Origin of the sequence: Caballeronia temeraria (assembly GCF_001544795.2) — a bacterium.
Lineage (GTDB): Bacteria > Pseudomonadota > Gammaproteobacteria > Burkholderiales > Burkholderiaceae > Caballeronia > Caballeronia temeraria.
Map to the genome: position 1 here is coordinate 96173 of NZ_FCOI02000003.1, position 17812 is coordinate 113984.

At 61.6% G+C, this 17812-nt stretch carries 17 protein-coding genes; 9 read left to right on the forward strand and 8 right to left on the reverse strand.

What is annotated here, in order from left to right:
• Positions 1-10 precede the first annotated feature (10 nt).
• Together AWB76_RS05400 and AWB76_RS41490 are read right to left on the reverse strand one after the other, a co-directional pair.
• The gene (locus AWB76_RS05400; RefSeq protein WP_244173231.1) at positions 11-1111 is read right to left on the reverse strand and encodes an aldose epimerase family protein; all 1101 of its coding nucleotides are present in this window, start codon (positions 1109-1111) and stop codon (positions 11-13) included.
• Positions 1077-1301, reverse strand: a complete 225-nt coding sequence (locus tag AWB76_RS41490) for a hypothetical protein (RefSeq protein WP_167357728.1) — start codon at positions 1299-1301, stop codon at positions 1077-1079. Before AWB76_RS41490 ends, AWB76_RS05400 begins: the two co-directional genes overlap by 35 nt.
• On the opposite strand from AWB76_RS41490, the gene AWB76_RS05405 reads away from it, so the two are divergent.
• The 8 genes from AWB76_RS05405 to AWB76_RS05440 all read left to right on the forward strand — a co-directional run bounded on the left by AWB76_RS05405 (position 1300) and on the right by AWB76_RS05440 (position 9937).
• Positions 1300-1485 carry a hypothetical protein gene (locus tag AWB76_RS05405; protein ID WP_061159103.1) on the forward strand — a complete coding sequence of 62 codons (186 nt, stop codon included), beginning with the start codon at positions 1300-1302 and terminating at the stop codon, positions 1483-1485. The genes AWB76_RS41490 and AWB76_RS05405 overlap by 2 nt on opposite strands.
• 233 nt (positions 1486-1718) lie before the next feature.
• The gene (locus tag AWB76_RS05410; protein ID WP_061159104.1) at positions 1719-4328 is read left to right on the forward strand and encodes a PAS domain-containing hybrid sensor histidine kinase/response regulator; all 2610 of its coding nucleotides are present in this window, start codon (positions 1719-1721) and stop codon (positions 4326-4328) included.
• Between the two features lie 48 nt (positions 4329-4376).
• A complete protein-coding gene (locus tag AWB76_RS05415; protein WP_061159105.1) occupies positions 4377-4964 on the forward strand; it encodes a peroxidase-related enzyme in 588 nt (195 codons plus the stop codon).
• Positions 4965-4970: 6 nt separating this feature from the next.
• Positions 4971-5864, forward strand: coding sequence for a LysR substrate-binding domain-containing protein (locus AWB76_RS05420; protein WP_061159106.1), 894 nt, complete (start codon positions 4971-4973; stop codon positions 5862-5864).
• Positions 5865-5957: 93 nt separating this feature from the next.
• Entirely contained in the window at positions 5958-6707 is a 750-nt protein-coding gene (locus tag AWB76_RS05425) for an SDR family NAD(P)-dependent oxidoreductase (RefSeq protein ID WP_061159107.1), read from the forward strand.
• A 53-nt stretch (positions 6708-6760) separates the two neighbouring features.
• Positions 6761-8089: an MFS transporter gene (locus AWB76_RS05430; protein ID WP_061159108.1), complete on the forward strand. Its 1329-nt coding sequence runs from the start codon at positions 6761-6763 to the stop codon at positions 8087-8089.
• A gap of 25 nt (positions 8090-8114) precedes the next feature.
• Entirely contained in the window at positions 8115-8957 is an 843-nt protein-coding gene (locus tag AWB76_RS05435) for a transketolase (RefSeq protein ID WP_061159109.1), read from the forward strand.
• Positions 8954-9937 carry a transketolase family protein gene (locus AWB76_RS05440; protein ID WP_061159110.1) on the forward strand — a complete coding sequence of 328 codons (984 nt, stop codon included), beginning with the start codon at positions 8954-8956 and terminating at the stop codon, positions 9935-9937. The genes AWB76_RS05435 and AWB76_RS05440 overlap by 4 nt, the downstream gene beginning before the upstream one ends.
• 43 nt (positions 9938-9980) lie before the next feature.
• Here AWB76_RS05440 and AWB76_RS05445 read toward each other — a convergent pair whose 3' ends face one another.
• From AWB76_RS05445 to AWB76_RS05465, 5 genes are all read right to left on the reverse strand, one after another.
• Positions 9981-10559, reverse strand: coding sequence for a DUF2894 domain-containing protein (locus AWB76_RS05445; RefSeq protein ID WP_061159111.1), 579 nt, complete (start codon positions 10557-10559; stop codon positions 9981-9983).
• On the reverse strand, positions 10552-11199 hold the full coding sequence (locus AWB76_RS05450; protein WP_061159112.1) for an OmpA family protein: 648 nt from the start codon (positions 11197-11199) through the stop codon (positions 10552-10554). Before AWB76_RS05450 ends, AWB76_RS05445 begins: the two co-directional genes overlap by 8 nt.
• The gene (locus AWB76_RS05455; protein ID WP_061159113.1) at positions 11196-13442 is read right to left on the reverse strand and encodes a DUF802 domain-containing protein; all 2247 of its coding nucleotides are present in this window, start codon (positions 13440-13442) and stop codon (positions 11196-11198) included. Before AWB76_RS05455 ends, AWB76_RS05450 begins: the two co-directional genes overlap by 4 nt.
• 10 nt (positions 13443-13452) lie before the next feature.
• Positions 13453-14148, reverse strand: a complete 696-nt coding sequence (locus AWB76_RS05460; RefSeq protein WP_061159114.1) for a DUF3348 domain-containing protein — start codon at positions 14146-14148, stop codon at positions 13453-13455.
• A gap of 86 nt (positions 14149-14234) precedes the next feature.
• Complete coding sequence (locus AWB76_RS05465; RefSeq protein WP_061159115.1) at positions 14235-15320, reverse strand: linear amide C-N hydrolase; 1086 nt, start codon at positions 15318-15320, stop codon at positions 14235-14237.
• Between the two features lie 405 nt (positions 15321-15725).
• On the opposite strand from AWB76_RS05465, the gene AWB76_RS05470 reads away from it, so the two are divergent.
• Positions 15726-16244 (forward strand): GNAT family N-acetyltransferase, encoded by a 519-nt coding sequence (locus tag AWB76_RS05470; RefSeq protein WP_061159412.1) that lies wholly within the window; start codon positions 15726-15728, stop codon positions 16242-16244.
• Between the two features lie 8 nt (positions 16245-16252).
• On the opposite strand, the gene AWB76_RS05475 is transcribed toward AWB76_RS05470, so the two are convergent.
• Positions 16253-17722 carry an alkaline phosphatase family protein gene (locus tag AWB76_RS05475; protein ID WP_061159116.1) on the reverse strand — a complete coding sequence of 490 codons (1470 nt, stop codon included), beginning with the start codon at positions 17720-17722 and terminating at the stop codon, positions 16253-16255.
• Between the last annotated feature and the right edge of the window lie 90 nt (positions 17723-17812).

Genomic DNA, 17812 nt, shown 5'->3' on the forward strand with positions numbered 1-17812 from the left:
TCGACGCCAACTAACGCACGCCGATCTTCCACACCGTGACTTCGTGATACTCGTCGCCGGGCTTGAGCTCGGTCGACGGGAACGCAGGACGATTCGGCGAGTCCGGGAAATGCTGCGTTTCGAGCGCAAAGCCATCCGTTTGCCGATACGCCGTCCCCGATGTGCCGATGGCGCTGCCATCGAGACCATTGCCCGTGTAGAACTGCAGGCCCGGCTGCGTGGTGTACACATCGAGCACGCGGCCGCTTTGCGGATCGTAGGCGCGCGCCGCAAAGGCCGGCTCGCCATTGCGCTGGCCGTTCCTGTTGAGCTTCCAGTTGTGATCGTAGCCGCGCGCATAGCGCATCTGCTGATTCGATGAACGCAGCCGCGCGCCGATCGGCGTCAACGCCCGCAGATCCAGCGGCGTGTTCTCGACACTCGCGATCTCGCCGGTCGGAATCGAATCGGGGCGCGTGGGCGTATAACTCGATCCCGCGATCTGAACGAGCTGTCCTTCGACATTGCCGCTGCCCTCGCCCGCGAGGTTGAAATAGCTGTGGTTCGTGAGATTCACGACGGTCGGCTTGTCGGTCTTCGCGCGATAGTCGATGCGTATTTCGTTGTCGTCGGTGAGCGTGTAGGTCACATCGACCGTGAGCGTGCCGGGAAAGCCGTTCTCGCCATCGGGACTCACATAGCGAAGCTGCACGCCCGCACCCTGCGCGCCCTGAAACGTCTTCACCACGGTCCAGACCTTTTCGTCGAGTCCATGCGGGCCGCCGTGCAATGTATTCGGCGGTTCGTTGACGGGCAGTTTGTAGCTGTGTCCGTCGACCTCGAACTTGCCATCGGCGATACGGTTCGCATAGCGCCCGATCAGCCCGCCGAAGTGAATCTTCCCGTTGTACTTCTCGTAGTCGTTGAGCGAGCCGAAGCCGAGCACGATGTCCGCGCGACGTCCGCGCCGGTCCGGCACGTCGAGACGCGTCACGATGCCGCCGTAGCTGATGCAGTTCATCGTCACGCCGCGTGCATTCGACAGCGTGAATTGCTGGACGGTTTGTCCTTGCTGCGTTGCGCCATACGGTGCGGAACTAATGGACGCAGCGAACCCATTCGTCGACATCATTGCCGAGCCTGCAACGGCGATAAAACGGATGAGCGTATTTTTCACGTCCTGCATAAGCGGTATAAAAGTTGAACGATCGATACGGCATTTCGGAGAGCGAGTCGAGCATCGGCTGTACCTGAAAATGCAGGCACGGCCCATGCGAATCGTATTCGCGTTTAACCGCATTTGCAGCCAGGGAGCTATTCATGAATGAGCAAACCGAACGCGATACGCCGCCGAAGCAGACACCCGAAGACCCGAATGTGGCGGACCGTCGTCTCTCCGAAGAACAGAAGCGCGCGATGAAGAATGAGCCCGAGCAGCCAAAGCGCCCGGACGAAAGCAAGGGAGAGAAGCTGCCAAACCCGAAGGACGTCGGCGAAGCAGGCTGAATCGGCCACGCGCGCCGTCCCGTGCATGGACGAGGATGCGCGCGTATTCGTTAGATGAATTGCTCTTTTCCTTAATACGTACAAATTACACGTTGAGCTATTGCGCGATGCGCGCCTGACGTCGTCACGCGCTGGGGAGCATCGCTTTTGTTGTATGGTATCCCTAAGCTATCGCGGCCTTTCGATAGTGCGCCCGGCGACGCTTTCGCCGCTATAAGGAAGCAAGGACGCCCATGCACGATCCTGCTCATTTCCTGCCATCGTTCGTATGGCGTGCGGCGCGAGACGGGGTGATCCAGTACGCCAATCCGTGGGCTTGCCGTTATCTCGGCATTTCGTTTCCAGAACTCGTCGGGCGGCATTGGAAAGCTTTTGTTCACTCCGACGACATCCCGCCCGTTTTAGATGCACTGCGTCAAATGCGCGACGGCACACTGCTGCGTAATGTCGATGTGCGCCTCTTGCGCAACGACGGTGCATTCCGCTGGCACACGCTGCATCTTCAGGCACGACGCGACGAGGAGGGAGAGATCGGCGAAACCGTCGGCGTGGCGATCGACATTCACGAATGCCGTCACGCATGGGCGATGTACGAAGCGAGCGAGCGGCGTCTGCAGGCTGCTTTCGCGGGCGCGCGCATGGGTGCATGGGAATGGGACATGAAGACGCGCGTCGTGCGCATGACCGCACAGCTCGCCGCGCTGTATTCTTTTCCGCCCGGAACCGAAGCGGTTCTTCTTTCGGAAGTGTGGGACCGCGTCGCGCCCGAATATCGCGAGCCGTTTCAGCGCAAGCTGACCGAGGCATTGCGCGATGGCGGTCCATTCGAATTCGACTTCGTGCTCGAAGGCGATCAGGGAAAACGCCGCTGGCTGCGCATGCGCGGACATCCCGAGTTCGACCGTCATGGCGTGCTCACGCGCGTTTATGGCGTGAGCTTCGACATCAGCACGCAACGCGCCGACGAAGATCGCCTGAGTCTTTCCGAGCGACGCTATCGTGCGCTCGTCGAGACGACAGGCGCACTCGTCTGGTCCGCCGACGCAAACGGCGAGATCCGTCCTTCGGGCGGCGAATGGGAGCAGTTCACGGGCACATCGCCGGAAGTGCTGTCAGGTTGGGGCTGGCTCGACTACATTCATCCCGACGACCGCGAACGCACGCATCAGGCATGGCTCGAAGCATTGCGCGAAGGCGTCGCGCGCACGCTCACGTTTCGCATGTATCGGCGCGATGGCGTCTATCGTATGGTGCAGGCACACGCCGCGCCGCTGTACGACGACAAGGGCAATCTGCAGGAATGGTTCGGCACGACGACCGACATCACGCCGCGTTTCGAAGCACAAGCGGCGATCGAAGCGCGCAGCTTGCGCCTGACCGTGGCGATGCAGGCGGCGAACGTTCATATCGCATCCATCGAACTCGCAACGTGGACGCTCTCCATCGAAACCGGCGGCGAGCGCCAGATCACCGAAACGCTCAGTTACGAAGCGGCGCTCGCGCGCGTGCATCCCGATGACAGCACGACGCTCGATCGCTATGTGCGCAGCATTGCAGCGGGTGAAGACCCCGATGGCCATTTCGAATTTCGCGTACGTAACGTGCACGGCGAACAATGGATGCAAGGCAGCGCCCTGCTTCAACGCAGCAAGGACGGCGAGCCGCTGCGCATCATCGGCAGCGTGATCGACATCACCGAGCGCAAGCACATGGAGCTGATGTTGCGCGAGGCGGGCCGCCGCAAGGACGAGTTCCTCGCCATGCTCGCGCATGAGCTACGCAATCCGCTGGCGCCATTGCGCACGGCCATTGCGCTCTTGCAGAAGGATCAGGATGGCGACACGCATCTGCACGACCTCATCGATCTGATGCGCAGGCAGGTCGAGCATATGACGCGCATCGTCGACGACTTGCTGGAAGTGTCGCGCATCACGCAGGGACGCATCGCGCTGCAACTCGAACCGATACTCGTGGGCACGGCGGTCTATCACGCGGTCGAAGCGATCGCGGGCATGGTCGAGTCGCGCTCGCAGAACATTCACGTCGATGTGTCGGATGCGACGACGTGGGTCTGCGGCGATCCTACGCGGCTCTCGCAGATCCTCGTCAACGTGCTGAACAATGCGAGCAAGTACACGCCCGAGCAAGGCCGCATCACCGTGAGCGTCCAGGCGCTCGACGAGTCGGTATCGATCATCATCGCCGATACGGGCACCGGCATTTCCGCGGACCTTCTGCCGAAAGTATTCGAGCTCTTCTCGCAAGGCGAACGCACGCTCGATCGTTCGAATGGCGGGCTTGGCATCGGGCTTTCTCTCGTGAAGAAGCTCGTCGAGATGCACAAAGGCACAATTACCGTGCAAAGCCCCGGACCCGGTCTCGGCACGACCGTCACCGTGCGGTTGCCGCGTTTGCATCATCACGAAAGGCACTCCGCGCTCGCGCTTTCGGAGCAGGGCGTGCGCGAGGCGCGCACGGCGCTGCGGATACTCGTCGTCGACGATAACCGCGATGCCGCCGATTCGCTCGCGATGTTATGCGAATCCGAGGATCATGTCGCGCGTGTCGCGTATTCGTCGGCGGAAGCACTGGAAGCGGCGCCGCAATTGCAGCCCGATGTGGCGTTGCTCGATATCGGCCTGCCCGACATCGACGGCTATGAGCTCGCGCGTCGCCTGCGTCGCAAAGGAAACACGACGCCCTTGCTGATCGCGATCACAGGTTATGGACAGGCGGAAGACCGGTTGCGCGCGCAATCGGCGGGTTTCGATTATCACTTCGTGAAGCCGGTGAATGTGGAAAGCCTGCTGAAGTTATTGTCGTCGCTCACGATCACGCGCTGAAGATCCTCGCTCTACAATGAGCGCTCGATCAACGCCTTCGAGGACGTCATGACGCACAAGCCCATTAGCCGCTATCCCGTTCCCGATCCGCAAGACTGGCCCGGCGATATCCGCGCGCGCATTCTCGAGGTGCAGGACAAGGCGGGCTTCGTGCCGAACGTGTTTCTCACGCTCGCGCATCGGCCCGATGAATTTCGCGCGTTCTTCGCTTATCACGATGCGCTGATGCTGAAGGACGGCGGCTTGAGCAAAGGCGAACGCGAGATGATCGTCGTCGCGACGAGCGCGGTGAACGATTGCCTCTATTGCGTCGTCGCGCACGGCGCCATTCTGCGCATCTATGAAAAGAACGCGCTCGTCGCGGATCAGGTCGCGGTGAATCATCGCAAGGCGGATATCACGCCGCGTCAAAAAGCTATGCTCGATTTCGCGCTGAAGGTATGCCGCGCTTCCGGCACGGTGGATGACGCGGATTTCGCCGTTTTGCACGCGCACGGTTTCAGCGATGAAGACGCATGGGATATCGCCGCGATCACGGCATTCTTCGGATTGTCGAATCGCATGGCGAATATCATTTCGATGCGGCCCAACGACGAGTTCTTCCTGATGGGACGTGTGCCGAAGGAGGCGAAGTAAGCGCTCATGCGTCTGCCTCCGCTCAAATCCATCATTGCGTTCGAAAGCGTCGCGCGCACGAAGAGCGTGAACCGCGCCGCGGATGAACTCGGCCTCACGCCGTCCGCCGTCAGTCATCAACTGGCGAATCTCGAGAGCATCGTCGGGCGGCCGTTGTTCACGAGGCTCGGTCGTGGCCTCGTGCTCACGCCGACCGGCACGCAATATCTTTCCGACGTCACCGGCGCGCTCGCCGAACTGAATCGCGCAACCGAGCGCGCATCGAGCGAAACGTCCGTCGAGATTCTGCGCATCCATTCGAGTCCTAGCTTCGGCCTCATGTGGCTATTGCCGCGTCTTGCCGCGTTTCAGGAAGCGAATGGCGACATTCAAATGAATCTCGCGTGCTCATATGAAGATGTGTCGTTCACATCGGGCTATTACGACATCGCCGTGCGTCATGGCTATGCGCATTGGACCGATGTCGAAGTGAAGACGCTGCGGCATGAAACCATCGCACCCCTCGCATCGCGCGCGTATCTGGAGCGCTTTCCCGTATCGTCGCCCGATGATCTGCTGGACCGGCGTTTGATTCTCTCCGAGTCGCCGCTCGTGCAATGGCAGCAGTGGTTCGGCAAGTTCGGCGTCGCGGTGAAGCGCAAGGCATTCGACTTCTCGTTCGACCGTTCGTACATGTCGCTCGAAGCGGCCGCGCTCGGTCATGGCATTGCGCTCGAAAGCACGATGCTCGCTTCGGGACATCTTCAACGCGGCTCGCTCGTGCCCGTGTTCAGCAGCGAATATGCGGTCGAAGTCGGCGCGCATCATCTGGTTTACCCGAGCCAGAATGCCGGATTACCGCGCGTGGCCAAGTTCCTCGCGTGGATGGATCAGCAAATCGAACGACGCATCGATACCTGAAAATTTCTCAGCAATAGTTGAGCCAAACTGCGTTGATCGTCAGGTCGAAGGCGGAGACACTGCGCCTACACCAGACAATCAACGGAGACAACGATGTTGCTCGAGAACCATGTAGTGATCGTCACGGGCGCGGCTTCGGCGCGTGGAATCGGCAAGGCGACGGCGAAGGCGCTCGCGGCGCAAGGCGCGCGCATCGTCGTGCTGGACCTGAAGGAAGCCGATGCGCAGAGCGCCGCCGACGATCTCGGTGAAGGCCATCTCGGCCTCGCGTGCGACGTGACCGACAAAGCCGCATGCGTCGCCGCCGCGAATGCGACGATCGAGAAGTACGGGCGCATCGACGCGCTCATCAACAACGCGGGCATCACGCAGCCGATCAAGACGCTGGAGATCGGCGCGGATAACTTCGATGCCGTCGTCGACGTGAATCTCCGCGGCACGCTGTATATGTCGCAGGCCGTGATTCCGCAGATGAAAAAGCAGAAGAGCGGCAGCATCGTGTGCATGTCGTCGGTATCGGCGCAACGTGGCGGCGGCATCTTCGGCGGGCCGCATTACAGCGCGGCGAAGGCCGGCGTGCTCGGTCTCGCGAAGGCGATGGCGCGCGAATTCGGCGCGGACGGTATCCGCGTGAATTCGATCACGCCGGGCCTCATTCAAACCGATATCACGGGCGGCAAGCTCACGCCTGAAATGCGCGCGGACATCATCAAAGGCATTCCGCTCGGCCGCCTCGGCGATGCGGCGGATATCGCCAATGCCTGTCTCTTTCTCACGAGCGATCTTTCGTCTTATCTCACCGGCGTCACGCTCGATGTCAACGGCGGCATGTTGATTCATTGATTGCACGCACGCGCACCTGGAAACCAGGGCGCCGAACATGGATGGAGACACCTATGAAATCAAAGTTATCCGCGGCCGCGGTAAGCGCCGAATTCGCATCGTCCGATGATGCGACCAGCTTCGAAGCAAAGACCTATGCCAAGGTCGGACGCCGCCTGATTCCGTTTCTGATGCTGTGTTATCTCGGCGCGTATCTGGATCGCGTGAACGTCGGCTTCGCCAAGTTGCAGATGCTCAATGATCTGCGCTTCAGCGAAACCATCTACGGGATTGGCGCGGGCATCTTCTTTCTCGGCTACTTTCTTTTCGAGGTACCCAGCAACGTCATCCTGCATAAGGTGGGCGCGCGCAACTGGCTCGCACGCATCATGCTGACGTGGGCCGTGATCTCCGCGAGCTTCGTGTTCGTCAAATCACCGACCATCTTCTACGTGTTGCGCTTTCTGCTCGGCGTCGCCGAAGCGGGCTTCGCGCCGGGCGTGATTCTCTATCTCACGTACTGGTTTCCCGCCGCGCGTCGCGCCAAGGCGCTCTCGCTGTTCTTCATGGCGATTCCGCTTGCGGGCATCGTCGGCGGGCCGCTGTCCGGCTACATCATGCATGCGTTACAGGGCGTGCACGGGCTTGCAGGATGGAAGTGGCTGTTCATGCTCGAAGCGCTGCCTTCGCTCTTTCTCGGTGTCGCGATCCTGTTCTATCTCGACAACGGCATCGCCGGCGCGAAGTGGCTCAACGACGATGAAAAGGCGTTGCTCAGACGCAATGTCGAAAAGGACAACGCGCAGACGGTCAAGCATGTATCGATCCGCGCGTTCATCGGCGATCGTCGTTTGTGGTTGATGGCCGCAATCTACTTCTGCGTCGTGATGGGTCAGTACGGACTCACGTTCTGGCTGCCGACGATCGTTCGTCGCACCGGCGTGGCGGACCCGCTGTGGGTCGGCATTCTCACCGCGATTCCGTATCTCTGCGCGATCGTTGCGCTGCCTCTGATCGGCGCAAGTGCCGACAAGCGCCGCGAACGCCGCCTGCATCTCGCGATTCCGATGCTCGTGTCCGCAGCCGGCTTCGCCACCTTGCCGATGCTCGGCAGCGTGGGCGCATCGATCATCTGCGTGAGCATCGCGGCGGCGGGCATCCTCGCGTCGTCGTCGCAATTCTGGTCGCTGCCAACGGCGGTGCTCGGCGGCATGTCGGCGGCAGCGGGCATCGCGGCGGTCAACTGCTTCGCCAATCTCGCGGGCTTTTTCTCGCCGGCTATCGTCGGCTGGCTCAACGACTTCACGGGCAAATCGACCGCGGGCCTGATCTTCATTTCAATAGCGATCGTGATCGGCTCGGTGCTCGTGTTCTTCGTGCCCGCCAAAACGGTCAACCGCTGATTCCATCCATTCAAGGGGACAACGCATGAGCACTCCAGTCATCGAGGAGGTGACGCTCGCCGAGCGCGCCTATCGTATCCGTCGCAACGCGCTTCTGATGGGCGAAGTGCAGGGCCAGGGCTATATCGGTCAGGCACTCGATATCGCCGATGTACTCGCCGTCGCCTACTTCGGCGCAATGAACTATCGCCCGGAAGATCCGGAATGGGAAGGCCGCGACCGCTTCCTGCTGTCGAACGGTCACTATGCGATCGCGCTGTACGCCGCCTTGTTCGAAGCGGGCATCCTGCCGCAAGAAGAACTCGAAACCTATGGCAGCGACGACAGCCGTTTGCCGATGTCCGGCATGGCGAGCTACACGCCGGGCATGGAAATGTCGGGCGGCTCGCTCGGGCAAGGTCTCACGATCGCGGTGGGCCGTTGCCTCGGCCTCAAGCGCAAGGGCTCGAAGTCCTTCGTCTACACGCTCTTCTCCGATGGCGAACTCGACGAAGGCTCGATCTGGGAAGGCCTCATGTCGGCGGCGCACTGGAAGCTCGACAATCTCATCGCAATGGTCGACGTGAACAATCAGCAAGCCGATGGACCTTCTACGCAGATCATGTCGTTCGAGCCACTCGTCGAAAAGCTAGAAGCGTTCGGCTGGTACGTGCAGCGCGTGGACGGCAACGATATCGACGCCGTGAAAGCGGCCTTCGACAACGCGCGCAATCTTCAGGACGCGAAGCCGCGCATCATCGTGTGCGATACGAAGATGGGCTGCGGCGTGCCCTTCCTCGAACAACGCGAGAAAAACCATTTCATCCGCGTCGATGCCCATGAATGGCAACTGGCGCTCGAAGCACTCGAAGCAGGGAGACAAGCATGAGCACCCGTCTGAAAACGTCCGCGATGATCGCGTCGATCGCAAGCGAAGGACAGGTCACGCGATCTGCGCCCTTCGGCCATGCACTCGTCGAAGAGGCGCGCACGAAGACGAATATCATCGGCATGACAGCCGATCTCGGCAAGTACACGGACCTGCATATCTTCGCGAAGGCGTTTCCCGAGCGTTATTATCAGATGGGCATGGCCGAGCAATTGCTGATGGGCGCGGCGGCGGGATTCGCACATGAAGGCGCGCAGCCGTTCGTCACCACGTATGCGGTGTTCGCGACGCGCCGCGCGTATGACTTCATCCATCAAACGATCGCGGAAGACAATCTCGACGTGAAGATCGTCGCCGCGCTGCCCGGACTGACGACGGGTTACGGCCCGAGCCATCAGGCCGCTGAAGACCTCGCGTTGATGCGCGCGATGCCGAACATGACCGTGATCGATCCGTGCGACGCGCTCGATATCGAGCAGATGGTGCCCGCAATCGCCGCGCACAAAGGGCCGGTCTATGCGCGTCTGTTGCGCGGCAATGTTCCCGCCGTGCTTGACGAATACGGCTATCGGTTTGAATTGGGGAAAGCCAAGCTTCTGCGCGATGGCCGCGACGTTCTGATCATTTCATCAGGCATCCTGACGATGCGCGCGTTGGAAACCGCCGAGGCGTTGCAAGCCGATAGCGTCGACGTCTCCGTGCTGCACGTGCCGACGATAAAGCCGCTCGATACGGAAACGATCGTCCGCGAGGCGAAGCGTTCGGGGCGTCTCGTCGTGGTGGCTGAGAACCATACGGTGATCGGCGGACTGGGCGAAGCGGTGGCTACTGCGCTGCTTACCGCGGGTGTTGCCCCCACGTATCGTCAGATCGCGCTGCCCGATGCTTTCCTCGATGCAGGCGCGCTGCCCACGCTGCACGATCGCTACGGTATTTCGACGAACGTAATGTCGAGCACGATCAAAGGCTGGCTCGCGTAACACTTGCATGCCGCGCGGTTCAACGGATCGCGCGGAGCGTTCGTCACTTCTTTTTGCGGCCGCCTTTCTTCGCGGCCGCAATCTCTTTCGCGACGATCACGCCCGGTCCGTTCATCTCTTCCATCCACGAAAGTGCATCGACGTAGGCGAGAAATTGCTGAAGATAACCCGGCGATACTTCGCGCATGAACGACAATGAACGATGCACGAGACTGCTCGAATTGAGCGGTCCCGCATTCTTCGGCACCTGCGCGAGCGAATCGCGCAATTGTTTTTCCGCGCTGACTTTCGACCATACCGCGCGAAAATATTCGAGCAGTTCCGCGTGCGATGTCTCGTGCATCGAAGACGCCTTCGCGATGTCGTCGACGAGCGTGGCAAGCGGTCCGCGTTCGCCGCCATCTTTAGATGCATCGGGCCATGCCGCGCGTTCGATATCGATCCGATACGCATCGAGCAATCGTGCGATACGCTGATCGAGCAGACGACGCGTCTCGCCTTCATACGCGGCCGCGCGCTTGTCCAATGCATCGATGAGATGGAAGCGCACGGGGTTTGCGCGATCGTCGCCGTTCGCGCGCCACGCGTCGAGCATCGCACGTGCGGGCGTCGCGTCAGTCATGAGCCTTTACCGCGCCATCCGAAGAACGCGGCACAGCGGATATCTCCACGCGGCGATTCTTCGCGCGCCCGACTTCATCGGCGTTGGAACTCACAGGCTGCTCCGAGCCGAACGCCGCCGCGAACACGGACGATGCAGGCACGCCCGCATCGATCAAGGCGCGCGTGACCGTCAACGCGCGTTTGGCCGAGAGCTCCCAGTTATCGGCGAAACGCCGGTTGCCTTCATGGACCTGTTGATCGTCGGCGAAACCGCTCACCATGAGGATCTCCTCATGCGCGCGCAGATACGTGGAAAGCGGCCCCGCAAGGCTCTTCAGCACATCGCGGCCTTGCGGCTGCAACTGGTCGGAGTTGAGCGCGAAGAGCACGCTGCCGCTGATGCCGATGCGCCCGTTCACGAGCGTCACGCGGCCCGATGCCAGCGGCCCCGCGAGCGCCTGTTCCAGCGTCTTGCGGCGTTGCGTTTCCTCCTGCCGATGCCTCACCTCTTCGTCGAGCTTGTTTTCGAGTTGCAACTGCACGCCGATCACGCCGACGAGTATCAACACGAACGCGCCCAGCAGCACCGACATCAGATCGGCGAACGCGGCCCAGATCGGCGCGGCGTGTTCCGCGCCGCCGTCGATTTCCTCGTTCATGCCGCGCGCGCTCCGGACACGCGTTGTCCCGCGATATGCTGCAAGTCCTCGACGATCTGCTTCTGCGACATCATGCTCAGATCGATGACTTCCTTCGCCTGCGCAACGTAATACGCGAGTTGTTCGTCGCTGCGAGCAAGCGATTTGTCGAGCGCGCTTTCGATCCGTTCGAGATGCGCGACGAGCTTGTCGTTCGATTCGCCGAAGGTCTGCACGGCCGCGCCGAACGCATCCGAGAGGCTCGCCATTTCGACGGCGCTGGTCGTCACTTGCGCGGCCATCGAACCGAGCTTGCCGGCTTCCGTTTCCACGGTGCCGGTGAACCGCGCGCCGACGCGTTCCAGCAACGTTGCCGATGTATCGACCAATGCGTCGATCGCGGCGCGTTGCTCGTTCGACGCGAGATTCACGGCATCGAGCAGCGTTTCGACCGTGGCCAGCAGACGGCTGCGCTCATCGAGCATCGCAGTGTCGCGGACCATCGAATCGGATAGCTTCTGACGCATTTCGGCGACGACTTCGGCGGCGGCCTTCGGCGCTTCCGATGCGGCCTGCACGAGCCGCTCGATCTCCGCGATGGTCGCGTTCGCATGCGTCTGCGATTGCGTGGACATGTCGCGCGCGGTTTGCGCGAGCGCGTCGCAGATGTCCTTTTGACGATTCGCGGCAACCGCGCTGGTTTCCTGCCATTGCTCGCGTAACGAGCCGGCCATCGTGTCGAGCGCGCCACTCCATGCAGCAAGGCGCGCTTCGCCCTGTTGCGCGAGTTCGGCGCGCAAGTCCGCATGCGATCGACCGACAGTTTGCACGAGCGCCGCTGCGTGTTGCTCGAAGGTCGCGGTGGCCGTCCTCAATGCATGCTGGTTCTGCGCGGCGGCCTGCTCGCTGGCGCTTGCGTGCTGTGCGAGCGCATCGTTCCATGCTTGCGACATGTTGCCCGTCGCGGTTTCGAGGCGCGCGGCAACATCGTCGATCAAGCCGGACGAACGCGTATCGAAAGTCTGTGCGAAGCGTTCCATCGATGCATCCATGCGCGCGACAAGCGCATCGCTCGATTGTTCGTGCTTCGCCACCGACGACGCCATCGCGCCCGACACGCGATCCATTTGCGCGGACACGCCGTCGACGAGATTCGTCGCGCGCGCTTCGAATGCATGCGCGAAGCGATCGAACGACACGCTCATCTCGCCGACGAGTGCCGCATTCGATTGCGCGTGCTTCGCGAGCGACGCGTTCCAGATATCCGCGACCTTCGCCGACGATGCCTCGAAGCCGCTCGACAATCCCTGCAACTGACGCGCAACCGCTTGCTCGACGTTGCCATGCAACGCGGTGACTTCGCGCGCGATGCCGTCCATCGTCGCCTGCATGACCGGTTGCAACGCGGCGCTCGCGGCGCGAGCGCTATCGGCGACGCTTTGCTTCAACGACAATTCGACCGAGTTCGCCAATCGTCGATACGACGTCTCCGCTTTCGCATGAAACTCATCCTGACTCGCGATCTGGCGCTCGCTCGCGGCGCGGCTTTGCTGTTCGATCGCGATGGTCATCGACTGAAGGCGATCGACGAGCTTCGGCATCAATTCGGTCTGAAGCTGCAGCAGCTTGAAGGTTTCGTCGCGCTGATGCGCTTGCGTGAACACGCGCAACGTCGTCGCGATCTTCGCGTCGAGTTGCTGCGTGACGTGCAGACGTTCGCGACGGCAAAGCGCGGACAGCAGACCGAGCATCGCGGATGTCGCGACGCCCGCGATCGACGTGCCGAACGCGAAGCTCAGGCCCGTGACCGGCGCAGCGAGCGATGCGCGGATCGCCGTGAGATCCGATGCGCTTTGCAATGCCGTGCCGGTGCCGCGCAACGTGGCGACCATGCCGAGCAGCGTGCCGAGCATGCCGAGCAACACGAGCAGGCCGACGAGATACGGCGCGAGCACCGGACCGGGCAATGCCGCGCGCTCGCCTTCGACGCGCAGACGCACCGCATTGCGCAGACTCGGATGAAGGTTATCGAGCCACACGGTAAAACTGCGCGGGGCGCTCGCGAGTTGCGCGACGGCCTGTTCGAGCGAGCCGGTGACCTGCTGATAGCGGCGCAATTCCGCCGCGCCCGCGAGATAGCAGCCGGCGATCACGAGCGTCACGGCAAACGCGATCGCATTCGACGCGATATACGCAATGCCGATGCCGAGCACCGCGGCAAGGCCAACTGAGAAAACAACGATGTTCAAAAGATTTCGGGGCATAGCGAGCCAGTTAGCGGGGGCGAAGAGCCACGAGCAAGCCTTCGATCGGTTGAAAACGAACATCCAGTTCGGCGAGCAGCACGCTTTGCAGATCCTTGCGGAACACGTCGAGCCATGCGTTGGGCGCGGACGTTTCCGTAGCAGCATGAGCGCTCTTGAGGCGCTCGAAATGCTTGCCGAGCAGAGCGGGCACGTTGCTGAGCAGACTGCGCTCGCGCGCGCTCAGTGCCTGTTCTATCATGGCATCGACGACGGCGAGGCGCGCCATGTCGGACGATTTCGTCGCGAGCATCGATCGCAAACGCGTGCGCAGCGCGCCGATGTCGGATTCCATCGCCTGTTGCAACGACATATAGCGCTGACGAAAGTCAGCGTAGTCGACGGGCGGATCGTCCGGCGACGGCTGCACCGGAGCACGATGCCTGCGGCGCGCGGCCGCTTCCTCGCGTGCGAACGCGCCCGCGAGCGAGCTCCGAACGCGCGCGCACTCTTCTTCCACATCGCGGGGGACGGATCGCGCGCCGGACATGGCGGGCGGATCGGCTGCGAGCGCGGTGGACAGCGCAATCGCATCGGTCCAGCCAAGCCATTGGCTCAGGCGGTCCGCGAGCGATTGAGCGGGTTCTTGAACGTCGAGATCGGCAAAATGTGCCAGCAGGCGAACGAGCGCCGGGCCGCTGAATGCCGTGCGCTTCGTGCCTTGCACAGGATCACCGGGGGCAAAAGGACGTTATTTTACCTGCGCGGGCGAATTCGATGCCTCGTTTCGTGTCGAGTGACGACAACACCGCATCAAGGCGCCTTCGCCGGCATGAACTCAAACGGCTGCGTCGCGACGAAGCTTCCCGCCGTTTCGCCCGAGAAGACCTGCCCCGCGTCGATGGTCAGCTTCATGACAGGCGCGCCCGGATTCAGGTTGAGTTTTTTCAGCGACACCCAGAAGGTATCCGGGCGCGTGGCGGAATCGAAGTAATAGACGAGGTTCTGCTGATCGGACACCGTGCGCCATATCGTGGAAGAAAGATTCGGCTGCTCCGGCGTGCTGATGCCAAGCGGCACGCTCACCGAGCGCATCAGGCTCATCACGCTCGCGACCGCCTGAAACGCATACGCCTTCTGCGGCACGCCCGCCATGTAGTTCGGATCGGCGCGCTTGGGAATGGCTTCGAGTAGAAACGACGTGCGCACGAAGCGGTCCGCCGCGCGGTTCGTGCCCGGCAAGAATTGCATTCCGCCGACGCTCTTCCAATAGGTATCGATGGCAAGCTGGTCATCGTAGATCGGCGAGTTCGTCATGACCTTGTACTTCTTGCTCTGATGGATGATGAGCTTGCCGTTGAGATACTCGAAGATCGCCGAATCGCCGTGTGCATCCGAAAGCGAAAGATGGATCGTCAGCGGTTTGCCGTTGGGCAGCGGCGGCGCGATGATCTGAAACGGCTCGCGGGATAACACATACACCGCTTGCCCGACGGTCGCAAAGTTATCGAGCGCGTATTGCGCCCACAGGCTGATCGACATCGGATCGCGTTTTGGATCGGGCTTGCCGTAATCGGTCTCCGCGAGATAGAGCGCATTGGCGACAAGTCCGCGTTCGTTCATGCCATCGACCGTGCCGATTTCGTAACCCGACACCACCACGCTGCCGTACTTCGATTTCCATTTGATCGAACGGGGACCGGCATTACCGTCTCGCTCGATGCCCGCGGGCATTACCCACAGATTCGAACGCATGTCCTCGGACCAGTCCATCGAACGGCCTGTTATCACGAGGCCTTTGTCGCCGACATAAAGTGCACGCGTGCACGCGAGTGCGAACGAACTCGAGATCAATGCGAGTGCGACGAGGCACGCGAACTTTCGAGTCAGACGGGTCATGGGCGTGTTCCCTTTGTCGTTCGTCGAGGATCGTTCCGGGCAAGCAATATTGGAATCCCTCTGCTTTGTAAAGCACGCGGCACGCAACAAAGCGCGTTTTTTCATGATTGATCGACAGGTTGAATTTACCCAACAAAATATAACCGGATCATATTTTAAGTATTTATTTCCGATCGCCGTTGAGGGAGGGAGGAGCAAAATTCGACTCGCGCCAATTCGCTCGGCATCGGAACGACGGGTCTCATTACCGCCAGCATCGCCCAAGAACTGTGCGACTTGTCCGATCGATATAGCTTTTAGGATTACTTCGAGATAAAGCAGAAGCGACACAATAATCGTGAATCGCGATGCGAGCGTCTCAGGCGCGGCTATGATGGATGCTTCGAATTGTTCATTGCATGCATCATGCAAAATGCCATCGCCCCGCCGATCAGACGCCTCACGCCCGCCGACGCACAAGCGTTCCGCGACGTTCGTCTCGAAGGCCTGCAACGTCACCCCGCGTCGTTCGGCGCTTCGTATGACGACGAACATACGCGGCCGCTCGAATGGTTCGGCGCACGGATCGCGGATCACGCGGTTTTCGGCGGTTTTTCCCGCGATGGCATGCTTGCCGGCGTAGCCGGACTGCTCGTGCCGCCGGGCGCGAAGCTCAGGCACAAGGGCATTCTGTGGGGCATGTACGTGCGCGAAAACGCGCGCGGCACGGGCCTGGCCGCTGCGCTCGTCGAGAGCGTGCTTGCGCATGCGCGCGGGATCGTCGATGAAATCAAGCTCGAAGTCGCGCCGGACAATCTCGCGGCGATCCAGCTATATCGTGCGGCGGGGTTCGTCGAGTATGCGCGCGAGCCGCGTGCGCTGAAGATCGACGGCGTGTATCACGACTCGGTCCTCATGACGCTCTGCTTCGCGCGCGTCGCATAACGCGGGGATCAGGAAGAAGGAAAGCCCAGCGTCGTTGCCTTGGCGCGCAAGTCGGCGAAGCGGCCGCCCGGGGTCGCCGTCTGCGATGCGCCTTCCGCTGCTTTCGCCGTCTGCGACTTGTCGACGGTGCCGATACCCGTTCCGCTCGCGGGCGTGTTCGAGCACGCGAGGCCGAACGGGCCCTGGGCGACCGTGAGCGCGGGTGCATCGGTGCGCGGCGCGTCGGTGAGATCGAGCGCATAGGCCATGTTGAAGGTCGTCGGATCGCTCGCACGCGTGCCCAGCGGATCGAGCCCGAAGCGCCACGCGATCAGTTGATGAATCGAACTCGGATCGAACGGATAGCGCGACACGTTGTTCGCGCGCACGCGCGGTCCTAGCAACATGCAGGGCACGCGAAAGCCCAGGCGCCCGTCGTTGCCGAGCTTCTGTTCCGCCGACGACAACGACTTGACCGGCGGCGCGACATGCTCGAAGAAGCCGCCCCATTCGTCATAGACGATGATCATCAGCGTCTTGCTCCAGTTCGGGCTCGTGCGCAGGGCTTCGTAGATTTGCGCGAGCAGCACCTGGCCGTTGCGCACATCGGCATGAGGATGATCGTCGTTGGACGTGCCGTTCGCCTCGCCGCCGAAGCTCGGATCGACCATACAGAACGACGGCAGATTGCCGCCCGCCGCATCGGACAGGAATTCGGAAAAGAGCTTCGAGCGGTCCACATAACGCGTGCCATAAAGCGCCGTGAACGGCACGTCGTGGAAGTAGTATTTCGACGTGACGTTCTTTGCATCGAGCCGATCCCAGATCGTCGATAGCGACGATGTATCCAGCGTGTCGCTCAGACGATCCGTCTCGCCGCTATGCAGGTACACCCGGTTCGGGAACGTATCGGAGAGAATGCCGCTCATGTAGTAATCGCAGACGGTGTATTGCGTCACCGCCTGCCGATAGAACTCGAGATCGCTGCCCGTGAAGTAACCGATCGGCAGCAGATCGCCGCGCGTCTTGTTCGTATCGGGCGTCAGCAGGAAGCCGTTCATCGCGCCATTCGCCAGATGCGTGCGGCCGGCGTCGTATTCGTGATTGGGGTCCGCGAACTGGCAGCCCTGAAAGCCAAACGCCGGGTTGCCGGAAAGCGAGAATGTCGATTGTGTCTCGCCGAAAGCATCGGTGAATTGCTTGCCCGCCTGCACGCCCTCCACGCCCGGCACCCAGCCCAGCATGTGATCGAAGGAGCGGTTCTCCATCGTGACGAGGACGATGTGATCGATGCCCGACGTAGCCGCCGCAGGCAACGTCGGACGCGGCAGATTCGCGCGATCGGGCGGAATGTTGCCGATAGGGCTCGTCGGCGTGACGGTGCCGGAATCGTCGTCGCTGCCGCCGCCTCCGCATGCTGAAAGCATCGCCGTGCCGGCAAGCGCGGCAAGCAGACGGCGGCGTATCGCGTCGGGTTCGTTCGTGGGCTTGTGTGCCATGACGGCGCTCCGTGTGAATGTTGTTATCGAACGCCGTTCTTGTGCAACGCGGTTGCGCCTCGGAACAGCGAACGCGAACGGCTTGTGGGT

Excerpts from the sequence above, each read along its gene's own strand:
- AWB76_RS05400 (WP_244173231.1), bottom strand. The coding sequence starts at position 1,111 with ATGATGTCGACGAATGGGTTCGCTGCGTCCATTAGTTCCGCACCGTAT.
- AWB76_RS05405 (WP_061159103.1), top strand. The coding sequence starts at position 1,300 with ATGAATGAGCAAACCGAACGCGATACGCCGCCGAAGCAGACACCCGAA.
- AWB76_RS41490 (WP_167357728.1), bottom strand. The coding sequence starts at position 1,301 with ATGAATAGCTCCCTGGCTGCAAATGCGGTTAAACGCGAATACGATTCG.
- AWB76_RS05410 (WP_061159104.1), top strand. The coding sequence starts at position 1,719 with ATGCACGATCCTGCTCATTTCCTGCCATCGTTCGTATGGCGTGCGGCG.
- AWB76_RS05415 (WP_061159105.1), top strand. The coding sequence starts at position 4,377 with ATGACGCACAAGCCCATTAGCCGCTATCCCGTTCCCGATCCGCAAGAC.
- AWB76_RS05420 (WP_061159106.1), top strand. The coding sequence starts at position 4,971 with ATGCGTCTGCCTCCGCTCAAATCCATCATTGCGTTCGAAAGCGTCGCG.
- AWB76_RS05425 (WP_061159107.1), top strand. The coding sequence starts at position 5,958 with ATGTTGCTCGAGAACCATGTAGTGATCGTCACGGGCGCGGCTTCGGCG.
- AWB76_RS05430 (WP_061159108.1), top strand. The coding sequence starts at position 6,761 with ATGAAATCAAAGTTATCCGCGGCCGCGGTAAGCGCCGAATTCGCATCG.
- AWB76_RS05435 (WP_061159109.1), top strand. The coding sequence starts at position 8,115 with ATGAGCACTCCAGTCATCGAGGAGGTGACGCTCGCCGAGCGCGCCTAT.
- AWB76_RS05440 (WP_061159110.1), top strand. The coding sequence starts at position 8,954 with ATGAGCACCCGTCTGAAAACGTCCGCGATGATCGCGTCGATCGCAAGC.
- AWB76_RS05445 (WP_061159111.1), bottom strand. The coding sequence starts at position 10,559 with ATGACTGACGCGACGCCCGCACGTGCGATGCTCGACGCGTGGCGCGCG.
- AWB76_RS05450 (WP_061159112.1), bottom strand. The coding sequence starts at position 11,199 with ATGAACGAGGAAATCGACGGCGGCGCGGAACACGCCGCGCCGATCTGG.
- AWB76_RS05455 (WP_061159113.1), bottom strand. The coding sequence starts at position 13,442 with ATGCCCCGAAATCTTTTGAACATCGTTGTTTTCTCAGTTGGCCTTGCC.
- AWB76_RS05465 (WP_061159115.1), bottom strand. The coding sequence starts at position 15,320 with ATGACCCGTCTGACTCGAAAGTTCGCGTGCCTCGTCGCACTCGCATTG.
- AWB76_RS05470 (WP_061159412.1), top strand. The coding sequence starts at position 15,726 with ATGCAAAATGCCATCGCCCCGCCGATCAGACGCCTCACGCCCGCCGAC.
- AWB76_RS05475 (WP_061159116.1), bottom strand. The coding sequence starts at position 17,722 with ATGGCACACAAGCCCACGAACGAACCCGACGCGATACGCCGCCGTCTG.